The 11834-nt window shown below is 62.8% G+C and carries 11 protein-coding genes; 4 read left to right on the top strand and 7 right to left on the bottom strand.

The window, feature by feature from the left end; translation table 11 throughout:
- Entirely contained in the window at positions 1 to 189 is a 189-nt protein-coding gene (locus QD408_RS13235; RefSeq protein ID WP_414139608.1) for a hypothetical protein, read from the bottom strand.
- 69 nt (positions 190 to 258) lie between these two features.
- Complete coding sequence (locus tag QD408_RS13240) at positions 259 to 882, bottom strand: TetR/AcrR family transcriptional regulator (RefSeq protein WP_414139609.1); 624 nt, start codon at positions 880 to 882, stop codon at positions 259 to 261.
- A gap of 127 nt (positions 883 to 1009) precedes the next feature.
- Between QD408_RS13240 and QD408_RS13245 the strand changes: the two genes are divergently transcribed.
- Positions 1010 to 1225 carry a hypothetical protein gene (locus tag QD408_RS13245; RefSeq protein ID WP_414139610.1) on the top strand — a complete coding sequence of 72 codons (216 nt, stop codon included), beginning with the start codon at positions 1010 to 1012 and terminating at the stop codon, positions 1223 to 1225.
- A gap of 56 nt (positions 1226 to 1281) precedes the next feature.
- On the opposite strand, the gene QD408_RS13250 is transcribed toward QD408_RS13245, so the two are convergent.
- A complete protein-coding gene (locus QD408_RS13250; protein WP_088683697.1) occupies positions 1282 to 1812 on the bottom strand; it encodes a winged helix DNA-binding protein in 531 nt (176 codons plus the stop codon).
- An 87-nt stretch (positions 1813 to 1899) separates the two neighbouring features.
- Here QD408_RS13250 and QD408_RS13255 point away from each other — a divergent pair, with 87 nt between their 5' ends.
- Positions 1900 to 5508: a hydantoinase B/oxoprolinase family protein gene (locus tag QD408_RS13255; RefSeq protein WP_414139611.1), complete on the top strand. Its 3609-nt coding sequence runs from the start codon at positions 1900 to 1902 to the stop codon at positions 5506 to 5508.
- 87 nt (positions 5509 to 5595) lie between these two features.
- On the opposite strand, the gene QD408_RS13260 is transcribed toward QD408_RS13255, so the two are convergent.
- Positions 5596 to 6453, bottom strand: coding sequence for an SDR family oxidoreductase (locus QD408_RS13260; protein ID WP_088683789.1), 858 nt, complete (start codon positions 6451 to 6453; stop codon positions 5596 to 5598).
- A 194-nt stretch (positions 6454 to 6647) separates the two neighbouring features.
- On the opposite strand from QD408_RS13260, the gene QD408_RS13265 reads away from it, so the two are divergent.
- Positions 6648 to 7496 carry an IclR family transcriptional regulator gene (locus QD408_RS13265; RefSeq protein WP_088683699.1) on the top strand — a complete coding sequence of 283 codons (849 nt, stop codon included), beginning with the start codon at positions 6648 to 6650 and terminating at the stop codon, positions 7494 to 7496.
- 8 nt (positions 7497 to 7504) lie between these two features.
- Here QD408_RS13265 and QD408_RS13270 read toward each other — a convergent pair whose 3' ends face one another.
- Positions 7505 to 8713 carry an amidohydrolase/deacetylase family metallohydrolase gene (locus QD408_RS13270; RefSeq protein WP_414139612.1) on the bottom strand — a complete coding sequence of 403 codons (1209 nt, stop codon included), beginning with the start codon at positions 8711 to 8713 and terminating at the stop codon, positions 7505 to 7507.
- A 235-nt stretch (positions 8714 to 8948) separates the two neighbouring features.
- Positions 8949 to 9812: a sigma-70 family RNA polymerase sigma factor gene (locus QD408_RS13275; RefSeq protein ID WP_414139613.1), complete on the bottom strand. Its 864-nt coding sequence runs from the start codon at positions 9810 to 9812 to the stop codon at positions 8949 to 8951.
- Between the two features lie 125 nt (positions 9813 to 9937).
- On the opposite strand from QD408_RS13275, the gene QD408_RS13280 reads away from it, so the two are divergent.
- Positions 9938 to 10396, top strand: a complete 459-nt coding sequence (locus QD408_RS13280) for a carboxymuconolactone decarboxylase family protein (RefSeq protein WP_414139684.1) — start codon at positions 9938 to 9940, stop codon at positions 10394 to 10396.
- A gap of 49 nt (positions 10397 to 10445) precedes the next feature.
- Here the strand turns inward: QD408_RS13280 and rhaI are convergent, their stop codons facing one another.
- Positions 10446 to 11738: an L-rhamnose catabolism isomerase gene (rhaI, locus tag QD408_RS13285; RefSeq protein WP_414139614.1), complete on the bottom strand. Its 1293-nt coding sequence runs from the start codon at positions 11736 to 11738 to the stop codon at positions 10446 to 10448.
- Positions 11739 to 11834 lie beyond the last annotated feature (96 nt).

Consider the following 11834-nt stretch of genomic DNA (forward strand, 5'->3'; position numbering starts at 1 on the left):
TTAGCGGCCCGGCCTGCTTTCCAGCGCGGCGATTTCCTCTGAAATCTCGCTCAGACGCTGGCGCAGATCGCTGTCGGTGCCGTCATCCACCTCTTCTTCGCCGAAGCAATAGCGCGCGTCGTGGAGCTCCAGCTTGGCTTCGAGTTCCGCGCGTCTGGCATACAGGCGCTTGAGATAGACATAGTTCATCTCTCTGCCTCCACATCGCTCTCCCGTGACGGAAGAACGGCGCCCAAGCAGTAAGGTTCCCGAGACGGCTCAGGCGAAGGAAGCGATCGCCGCCCTGCAGGCCTTGGCGAAGTGGCCGCAGCAACCGTCTGCGCCCATGGCCTGGCGGCTGACGCGCGCGCCTTCGAGGAGCAGCGTCAGCGTATCGGCAAGAAGCTGGGGTTCGCGCGCACCGGCCGCCGAACAGAGCGCGACCAGGCGATCGCGCTGCTCGGCCTTGTGGCGCTCGATCATCTCATGGGCGGGATGCCCCTCGCCCTTCAGTTCGATGGCGGCGTTGGCGAGATCGCAGCCGGCGGGCTCGCCGTTCAGACATTGCGCCCGCATCTCCACCCAGGCATCGAGCTGAGCACGGGGGTTGCCGGGATACGCCGCCTCCAGATCGCGCCAGATCGCGCTCGCCTTTTCGGAGACGCGCCGCAGCGTTTCGCAGACCAGTTCGTCCTTCGAGCCGAAGTGCCGGTAGAGCGTCATCTTGTTGGTCAGGGCCGCGTCGGCGATGGCATCGACGCCGATGCCGCGAATGCCGCGCTCGCGGAAAAGCTCCAAGGCCGTCGAGACGATGCGCTCCCGCGGCGGGATGCGATCTTCGGGAACGGCTGCGGCGATTTCATTCGAAGTTTCGGATTTTTTTGCGGACGAAGTCCTTGACATCAATGTGACCGATCGGTAACAACTGTATTGTTACTTACCGGTAACACCACACACCGCGAAAGTCAACGCCGAGGGTATGGCGGCGGATGTGGAACACGGGCGACCGCCCACGAAAGGAGGACAAGCCATGAGAAAGACCAGAGACGACCTGACGATATCCGAAGCCCTTCGCGACCCCCTGATCGCCATGGTGTTGCGCGCCGACGGCGTGCAGCTTGAAGACTTCAAGCAACTCCTGGAGACGGCCGCGGGTAAACGCGAACCGCGCCCGACGCCGGTGGGCAAGATGATCGGAGCGCTTGCGGGCCGCGCCAATCTGCCGGCCATGCCCTGCTTCGGCTGACCAGACCACCTGAACATTTCGGGGGATCTCTCCCTGCCCCCGGTCAAGGGCTGCCGTCATAAAGAGGCGGCGGCCCTTGCTGCTTGATCGTAGTGGCCGGAAAGCGCCCTGAGTGTGGCCGCCACCGCCGATGTCGTAGCCGGATCAAGCCCCAGCCCTTTCATCGATTCCACCAGCAGCGCTTCGCGCACCGTCCGGTATTTCAGACAGGTTTCAAAACCTTTGTCGGTGGCGGTGATCAGTTTCTCCTTGCCCGCCCGCGCGCTTTTCACGAGACCGCGCTTTTCCAGCTTCTTGAGCGCATAAATCACCAGATGCGTATCCTCGACGCCGAGAACGCTGCAGAGATCGCCGAGCCGTTTCGGCCGCTGCCGGTGCGCCACCGAATGCAGCACCAGCACATCGATCGCCGCACAACCGGGCTCGCCCGCCGCCGTCATGCAGCGCACCATCCAGCGATCGAAGGCATTGCCGGCCAGAATGAGGCCGAATTCCAGCTCCGAAAGAGCGGGAAGCGCGCCGTCGGCCAGATGTGCGGAAGAGACGATCGGTCCGATTTCCTGTTGTCTTCCGCGCCGATCTGCCATGTCCAACCTCCAGCTTTCGAGAGAGAAAACGTTGACATTTTATCGATAAATCGTCAATAAATTTTCAGTTCAATAGGAGGCCGGACGATGAGCGGGCAGTGGGATTTCTGGATCGATCGCGGCGGCACCTTCACCGATATCGTCGCCCGGCGGCCTGACGGTTCGCTCCTCGCCCACAAACTGCTCTCGGAAAATCCGGAAGCCTATCGCGATCCCGCCGTGCACGGCATTCGTGAACTCCTCGGCCTGAAGCCTGACGAAGCGATCCCCTCCGATCGCATCGGCGCGGTGAAGATGGGAACGACGGTCGCCACCAACGCGCTTCTGGAACGCAAGGGCGACCCCACCCTGCTGGTAACGACGAAGGGCTTCCGCGATGCGCTGGAGATCGGCTACCAGGCCCGCGCCGATATCTTCGCCAAGAAGATCGTCAAGCCGGAGCTGCTTTATGCCGATGTCATCGAGGCCGATGAGCGCGTGCTGGCGGATGGCACGGTGGAACATTCGCTTGACGAGGATGACCTGCGACAAGCGCTTGAAGCCGCCTACGCCGAGGGCCTGCGCGCCGTCGCCATCGTCTTCATGCATGCCTACCGCTATCCCGGACACGAGCAGCGGGCGGCCGCCATCGCGAGAGCGATAGGCTTCACGCAGATATCTCCTTCGCATGTCGTTTCGCCGCTGATCAAGCTCGTCGGACGCGGCGACACCGCCGTCGTCGACGCCTATCTGTCTCCGGTTCTCCGGCGCTATGTCGATCAGGTCGCAGCCGAACTCGGCGCTGGCGACGGGCAAGGCCCGAAGCTGATGTTCATGCAGTCCTCCGGCGGGCTGACCGATGCGCACCTCTTCCAGGGCAAGGACGCGATCCTTTCCGGCCCTGCCGGCGGCGTGGTCGGCGCGGTCGAAGTCTCGCACATTGCCGGTTTCAACCGAATGATCGGCTTCGACATGGGCGGCACCTCGACCGACGTTTCGCATTACGACGGTGAATTGGAACGCGCTTTCGAGACGGAGGTTGCCGGCGTGCGCATGCGCGCGCCGATGATGAAAATCCACACCGTCGCAGCCGGCGGCGGCTCTATCCTGAGTTATGACGGCTCACGCTTCCGCGTCGGCCCGGAATCGGCCGGCGCCACGCCCGGCCCGAAATCCTATCGCCGCGGCGGCCCGCTCGCCGTGACCGACGCAAACATCATGACCGGCAAGCTGCTGCCCGAATTCTTCCCCGCAATCTTCGGGCCGGAGCAGGACCAGCCGCTCGATGCCGAGGCGGTGCGTGCCGCCTTTGCCGAGATGGCGCAGGCGATCGGCGGCACTAGGAGCGCGGAGGATGTCGCCGACGGCTTCCTCGCCATCGCCGTCGAAAACATGGCGAATGCCATCAAGAAGATCTCCGTCCAGCGCGGTTATGACGTTTCCGACTATGCGCTCACCTGTTTCGGCGGCGCCGGCGGCCAGCATGCCTGCCTCGTCGCCGACAGCCTCGGCATGAAAACAGTGCTGATCCACCCCTTCTCCGGCATCCTCTCGGCCTATGGCATGGGCCTCGCCGATATCCGCGCGACGCGCCAGCGCGCGGTGCTGACGGAACTTGCCGAAGCGTTGACGACGATCGGCGGCATCAGGAGCGAACTGGAGCGGGAGGTCCGCGAGGAACTGACGCTGCAGGGCGTCGAGCCCGCCGATACGGAAATCGTCACCCGGCTGCATCTGCAATACAAAGGCACCGACACGGCCCTGCCTGTTACCTTCGGGCCGCAGGACGAGATGGCGCAAGCCTTCGCTCTCGCCCACAAGAAGCAGTTCGGCTTCATCTTCGAAGACCGGCCTGTTGTCGTCGACTCCATCGAAGTCGAGGGTATCGGCGGCGGTGCCGACATCGAGGAAACGGAAATAAAGGCGGAAGCCTTCCGGCCGGAAGCACTTCGTACCACCCGCTTCTATTCCGGCGGAACATGGCATGAGGCCGGCATCTTCAAGCGCGATGCGCTGAAACAAGGCGCCGTCCTCAAGGGGCCTGCCCTCATCATCGAACCGCACCAGACGATCGTCGTCGAGCCCGGCTGGCAGGCAAGGCTCACCGGTCTCGACCATATCGTCCTTACCCGAGAGATCGCGCTTTCCCGCAACGCCGCGATCGGCACCAACGCCGATCCGGTCATGCTCGAAGTGTTCAACAATCTGTTCATGGCGATCGCCGAGCAGATGGGCGTGACGCTGCAGAACACCGCCCATTCGGTGAATATCAAGGAGCGGCTCGATTTTTCCTGCGCCGTCTTCGACCGTACCGGCGCGCTCGTCGCCAATGCACCGCACATGCCGGTGCATCTCGGCTCGATGGACCGCTCCGTCGAAACGATCATCCGCCTGAACGAAGGCCGTATCCGCCCGGGTGACGTCTTCGCGCTCAACGCGCCTTACAATGGCGGCACGCACCTGCCCGACATCACGGTCGTCACCCCCGTCTTCGACGACGCGGGAGAGACCATCCTGTTTTACGTCGCCTCGCGCGGCCATCACGCCGATATCGGCGGCAAGGCGCCGGGCTCGATGACGCCGCGGGCGACGAAGGTCGACGAGGAAGGCGTGCTGATCGATAATTTCCTCCTGGTCGATAAAGGGCATTTCCGCGAAGCCGAATTCGCGGCCATGCTGAAGGACCATCCCTACCCTGCCCGCAACCCGGGCCAGAACCTTGCCGACGTCAAGGCGCAGATCGCCGCCAATGAAAAAGGCGTGCAGGAACTGCGCAAAATGGTCACCCATTTCGGGCTCGATGTCGTCGAAGCCTATATGGGCCATGTGCAGGATAACGCCGAGGAGAGCGTCCGCAGGGTGATCGCCCGCCTCAGCGACAGCGAATTCACCTATCCCACAGACCAGGGCGCCGTGATCAAGGTGAAGATCACCGTCGACAGGAAGGCGCGTGAGGCGACGGTCGATTTCACCGGCACGAGCGCGCAGCAGCCGACCAATTTCAATGCGCCGGAACCGGTGACGCGCGCCGCCGTGCTCTATGTCTTCCGCGTCATGGTCGAGCAGCCGATCCCGATGAATGCCGGCTGCCTGCGGCCGATCCGGATCATCGTGCCGGACGGTTCGATGCTGCGCCCGGCCTATCCGGCCGCCGTCGTCGCCGGCAATGTCGAGACCAGCCAGCATGTGACGAATGCGTTGTTCGGGGCGCTCGGCACGCTGGCGGCAGCGCAGGGCTCGATGAACAACCTGACCTTCGGCAACGCCACCTACCAATATTACGAGACGATCTGCGCCGGCGGCCCCGCCGGCCTGCTGAACGACGGCACCGGCTTCAGCGGCGCCGATGGCGTGCACACGCATATGACCAATTCGCGCCTGACCGACCCGGAGGTGCTGGAATTCCGGTTTCCCGTCGTGCTGGAAGATTTCCACGTTCGTCGTGGCTCCGGCGGCAAGGGGCAATATAGCTCCGGCGGCGGAACCGAGCGGACGATCCGTTTTCGTGAGACGATGGATTGCAGCATCCTCTCCTCGCATCGCGCGATCCGGCCTTTCGGCCTCTTCGGCGGGGAGGATGGTCAACTGGGGAAAACCGAGATCCGTCGGGCGGATGGCAAGCTCGAAAAGCTGGAAGGCTGCGATCAGGCGGTGCTCGCCGCCGGCGACGCCGTGATCGTTACGACGCCGACCGGCGGTGGCTACGGCAAACCCTAAACCACATCGAATCGAATTTCGTCAGGTGACGTGCTTTAGCTCCCCGTTTTCATGTCGTTCGGAACCGCCAATTCCGGGCGACATGTATCAGAGGATCGGCTTGCCGCCCGTGACCGCGATTGTCGTGCCGGAGACATAGCTCGACAAGGGATCGGCCAGCATCACATAGGCTGTCGCAAGCTCGGCCGGCTGGCCCGGCCGCTTCATCGGCACCTGCTTGCCGAAATTGCTGACGCTGTCTTCGGGAAGCGTCGAAGGAATGAGCGGCGTCCAGATCGGCCCCGGCGCCACCGCATTGGCGCGGATGCCTTTCTCCGCCAAAAGCTGGGCGAGGCCGGCGGTGAAATTCTGGATCGCACCCTTGGTCGTCGCATAGGCAAGCAGCGTCGGGTTCGGACTGTCCGAATTGATCGAAGCCGTATTGATGATGGCGCTGCCCGGCTTCATATGAGGGACGGCAGCCTTGGTCAGGTAGAACATCGCATGGATATTGACCTTGAAGGTCAGTTCCCACTCCTCATCGCTGATCTCGTCGATGCTCTTGAAGCTCGCCTGATGGGCAGCGTTGTTGACGAGGATGTCGATACCACCGAATTCCCTAACCGCCGTCTCGACGATCTGCCGGCATAGAGCCGGATCCTGGATATCGCCGCTGACGAGAATGGCCTTGCGCCCGGCCTGCTCGACGAGCCGCTTCGTCTCATCGGCGTCCTCGTCCTCGTCAAGATAGGAAATCACCAGATCGGCGCCTTCCCGGGCATAGGCGATTGCCACTGCCCGGCCGATGCCGCTGTCGCCGCCGGTAATGATCGCCCGCTTGCCTTTCAAGCGGTCGGAACCACGATAGCTCTTCTCGCCGTGATCGGGAATGGGGTCCATCTGCGCGGTAAAACCCGGCATTGGTTGCTTCTGGGACGGGAAAGGCGGTGTCGGATAGTTCGTCATCGTGACCTCCTGGGTTCAGAGGCAAACTCAGGCTGCGGCTCGTTGTTCCAAGTTTATGGTGGAGTTGTTGCCGTGCAGTCGCACCCCCTGACACGGTCCCGCCGTCACATCCGCCTTACGATCACCCTACAAGATGTTGCGATTTGCCACAGCGACCGCTATGCCATAGTAATGTAACATGATCGCAGTTTTTCATGAGGTGCGCGGAATTGGACGGAAAGACATCACCCGAAGCTTACTCCGAAGATGAAGGCCTTGCCGGCGAAGCCGGCGGCAAGGGCGCTCGCCGCGCGCGCGTCAGCGGCATCGACCGGGCGCTTCAGGTGATCGACCATCTCTATGAGACCGGATCGCCCGCCGGCGTCTATGCCATTGCCAAGGCGGTGAAGGCGCCGCTTTCGACCGTTTACGTCATCGTCGACGATCTCGTCGAAAAGAACATGCTGACGCGCCAGACGGACGGTTCGATCTGGCTCGGGGCGCGGCTCTATCATTATGGCCTTGCCTATGCCCGGTCGCTGGATTTCATGAGCATCGCCACCCACGAAATGCATGATCTCTGTCGCCAGGCCGGCGAAACGGTGCAGGTCTGCGGCCGCGACGGCGATTTCATGCTGGTGCTTGCGATGGCCGATGGCCCGAGCCACTTCCAGGTGGCCTCCCGCGTCGGCACCCGCGTGCCGCTGAACTGGACGGCGTCGGGCCGCCTGCTCGTCGGCCACCTGCCCGAAGAGGAGCGCATCGAGCTCTTCAAGCGCTGCGCCCGTTCATCCCCGACCGGCCGGGCCGAGATCGATCCGGGCACGCTGTCGGAAGCAGCCGGCAAAGCCTTCGAGTCGCGCCTGTCGATCCAGGCCGGTGAATCGGATTATGCGGTCGCCTGCATCGCCTCGCCGATCTGCGACCGCGACGGCCAGTGCGTCGCCACTATTTCCATCGTGCTGCCCGAACAGAAAGCCTTCTCCGACGAGAACCATTATACGGCGCATGTCCGCAGTTCGGCGGAACGGATCGAAAAGCTGATGGGCTGGCGCAACCGCTAAAGGCGCTTCTACCGGTAGGAATAGCCGTGGCTGTGGCGCACGAGCTTGCGCGCTCGCGGCACATAGCGGCTGGCCGCGAAAGCCTCGGCGCCGATGACCGCGTAGCGCGGCTCGAACAGTTTGGTGAGAACCGAGACGTCGCCGTTCGAATCCGTCGCCTCGACTTCGGAATCGATGAGGTCGAAAATGGTGAATTCGGCTTGCGCGCCCACCGAAAGCCGGTTCTCCATCGCCAGCTTGATGACGGATGCCGGCGCATGGGTGACGGCTTCCACCACCTTGTCGAAAGGCATGCCGACACTGAGCAGCTTCGACATAGTCGTGGCCAGATCCCAGACCGGGAAGTTCATCGAATGGCCGTGCAGGTCGGTCGAGATCGAGAATGGCAGAAGGCCGCGCGCGATTGCCGCCTCGGCCACCTTGAAGGAGAAGGAAGCGCCGCCGTGGCCGATGTCGAGGCGGATGCCCTCGGAGGCGCAGCGCTCGGCGAGATAGAAGAGATCTTCGTCTTCCATGATGCTCGAACCGGCCTTGCCGTTGAAGCAGTGGGTGACGACGTCGCCGGGTCCGAGAATCTCCAACACTTCGTCATAAAGCGCCGGCGGCTCGCCGACATGCACCATCATCGGCACTTTCAGGATCTTGGCGATCTTCTTGCCGAGCTTGACCGGGGTAACGCCCCAGGAGCCGGTGATGACGTGGCTCGCGCGCACCTTGATGCCGACGATGTGCTCGCTGTTTGCGGCATAGACTTCGAGAATGCGGTCGAGATCGATATCTCTGATATCCCTGAGTTCGGCGACCCGGTTGCAGGCAACCAGGCCGATCGAGCCGAGGTTCAGGAAGGCCTTGATGCGCTCGCGCGAGGGCTCGATGATATATTCCCGGAAGCCATGGAAGTTCGCCTCCCCGGCAGAGCCGGCATCGACCAGCGTGGTCACGCCACGCTCGACGCCGCATTCGGACGGGCGAATGGAAATATCCGTGCCGCCATGCCAGATATGCACATGCAGGTCGATCCAGCCCGGAGACATGAAGGCGCCGTTGCCGTCGATGCGGGTCACGTCCTGCTGAACACCGAGCGAAGGACCGATCTCGGCGATCCTGCCGTCGCCGCCGATGAGGATGTCCACCGTCCCGTCCGGCGTACCGGCGCCGAAAGCCATGGGCCTGACATTGGCGAGCAGCAGCGGTTTCTTCGCCTGGTCCCCGGACATGATTGCATTCCTTTCGAAGTCTTGGATATGAATCGTTCCGCGCCCGGCGGCGATCCGTCTGCTTGTTGTTGTGGAGGATGATGGAAATCGTACCGCTTTCGGCTATTCCATAATTATACTACACAAATCTTTATAGTAGAATATAAGCAGCGACGTCTCTGTCAAGAAAAATGACGTATGATGACTATGCGATAACACGGCGGGCACGCCGGAAGCGCGCCCTCCCGCAGAGCATTTAAAAGACCGAATAGTCCACGCGCGCGAGATGGTCCGGATCGGCGAAGGCGTCGATCGCCAGGATCTTGCCATCGGCGATGGTGAGCGCCACGACGACACGCAGCTCTCCTTCGATACGCACGATATAGCCGACTTCGCCATCGACGAGAGCGGCTTCCGCCGCCCGTGCCCGGCCCTTGAAGAGCTCTGCAACACCTGGAGCACCGCGAATCTCGCCGATATTTCCAAATCCAGCCGCCGTCGCATCCGGCCGAAAGACCACGTCGGGGGCGAGAACGGCAACAAGCGCTTCCAGATCGCCGTTGCGCGATGCGGTGAGGAATGCCTCCGCAATCGTCCGCTTGCGGTCGAAATCGACATCCGGCGTCTCGTCCGTGCCCTGCACCCGGCGACGGGCACGGCTTGCAAGCTGCCGGGCTGCGGCGGACGACCGGCCGATGATCGGAGCGATTTCGTCGAAGGGCAGATCGAACATGTCGTGCAGCACGAAGGCGACGCGCTCGGCGGGCGCCAGCGTCTGCAGCACGACGAGCAGCGCCAGGCCGACCGAATCGGCAAAGGCTGCCTCGCGTTCCGGATCTTTCGCCGGATCGGCAATCCCGTCATGGGTGGGCAGTTCCAGCGGCTCCTCGCGCCGTGTCTTGCGTGAGCGCAGCATGTCCAGGCAGATGCGCGCCACGACAGTCGTCAGCCAACCGCCGAGATTGCCGACACCGGCCGCGTCGGTGCGGCTCAGCCGCAGCCAGGCCTCCTGAACGGCATCTTCAGCCTCGCTGCGCGAGCCGAGCATGCGATAGGCGACCGCCTTCAGATGCGCCCTGTTCGCCTCGAATTCATCGGCCAACCATTTTTTCTCGTTCATCCGTCACATTCCTTCGCTGCGTTCCGTCAAGATCATGACGAATGAAACCCGGCCGATGTGACAGCGCCGGCGATCGTCAAACTGTAAACGCATCAAGGAGGCTTAGTATGCAGGAAAAATTGGTCATGCAGGAGAGAATGGGAAATCCCGCCCTCATCCTTCCCGCCGCCATGCAGGCGCTCAATGCACTCAGCAGGGTGCCGGCCGAAACAGGCCTTTCGCCGAAGCTGCTCGAACTCGTCAATCTGCGCGCCAGCCAGATCAACGGCTGCAGCGTCTGCATCGACGGCCATTGGCGCATTGCCCGCAAACACGGTGAGACGGATGAGCGGCTCTTTGCCGTCGCCGGCTGGCGCGATGCCCCCTATTATAGCGATGCCGAACGCGCCGCCCTCGCCTTGACCGAGGCGGTGACCCGCACCAGCGACCGCGCCGACCCGGTGCCGGACGAGATCTGGGACGAAGCGACACGGCATTATGACGGCAGGAGCCTTGCCGCACTCGTCATCGCCATCGCCAATATCAATGTCTGGAACCGGCTGAACATCGCCACCCGTCAGATCGCGGGCCAGTGGAAGCCATAGGCGGCGATTGCCGGCAGCGTTTCACCCGCGCTGCCGGCAACCATGCTTCTCAAATGATACCGCCGCCGCCGGCCACGGAAGCAGGACGCTCGGCCGCCACTTGTCTGCGGTAGCCGCTGGCGCGGTAGGCGGCGATCGGATCGATCGCCCCGCCGGCCCGGCGGCGGGCCTCGGCGAGGATCGGCTCGACGTCGGCGCGGTAGGCGCGCTTCAGCGTTTCGGATGCCATCAGCGCGTCATTGTCCTGCTGATAGCCGTCGAGCGCCTTGCGGTCGACGAGCAGCGCCTGGGCATAGGCGCGGCGGATTTCGTTGGCGCTGTTGATCAGGCTTTCGATCGGGTCGGTGACATTATGCGACTGGTCGATCATGTGGGCCGGGTTGAAATCGTTGACGCCGCGCTGTTCGGCATCGACAAGCTCGTTGAAGACCAGAAACAGCCGGTAAGGATCGATCGCGCCGGCGTCGAGATCGTCATCGCCATATTTCGAATCGTTGAAGTGGAAGCCGCCGAGCTTTCCGAACTGGATCAGGCGGGCGACGATCATCTCGATATTGGTGTTCGGCGCATGGTGGCCGAGATCGACGAGGCAATGGGCCTTGGGGCCGAGCGTCTGGGCGATCAGGTAGTTGGTGCCCCAGTCCTGAACGATCGTCGAATAGAAGGCCGGCTCGTACATCTTGTGCTCGGAGAACAGCTTCCAATCGTCGGGCAGAGCCTTGTAAATATCAGCCATCGAGGCGAGGTAACGCTCGAATGCCTTGGTGAAATTGCTCTGGCCGGGGAAGTTCGAGCCGTCGCCGATCCAGACCGTCAGCGCCTTGGAGCCGATCGCCTTGCCGATCTCGATGCATTCGAGATTGTGCTCCACCGCCTGGGCGCGTGTCGCCGCGTCCGTGTGGCTGAGCGAGCCGTATTTGTAGGAGTGAGCCTGTCCCGGCGCGTCGGAGAAGGTGTTCGAATTCATCGCGTCGAAGCCGAGGCCGAGCGCATCAGCTTTGGCCTTCAACTCCCGCGCATCCGCCTTGTCCCAGGGAATATGCAGGGAGACATTCGGCGTTGTCTGCGTCAGCTGGTTGATGACGGCGCAATCGTCGAGCTTGTCGAAAATGCCGCGCGGTTCGCCAGTGCCGGGAAAGCGGGCAAAACGCGTGCCGCCGGTGCCGACGCCCCAGGAGGGAACGGCGACGAAGAATTCGGCGACCCTGCGGGTGATTGCCTCTATATCGACGCCGCGACGGTCAAGGGTGGCGCCGAGCGCCTCGTAATCGGCTTTCAGTGCGGTTGCCCGCTTGTCGTTTTCACTCGCGACCAGATCCTGCGCGATCCTGAACTCGGCCATGTCTTCCTCCCACATCTATAATTGTTCCCCTTCTCCCCAGCGGGGAGAAGGTGGCCCGAAGCGTCGGATGAGGGGGCGACACGGCACGACACCAAT

It is taken from the genome of Rhizobium sp. BR 249 (assembly GCF_047445895.1).
Taxonomy (GTDB): Bacteria; Pseudomonadota; Alphaproteobacteria; order Rhizobiales; family Rhizobiaceae; genus Rhizobium.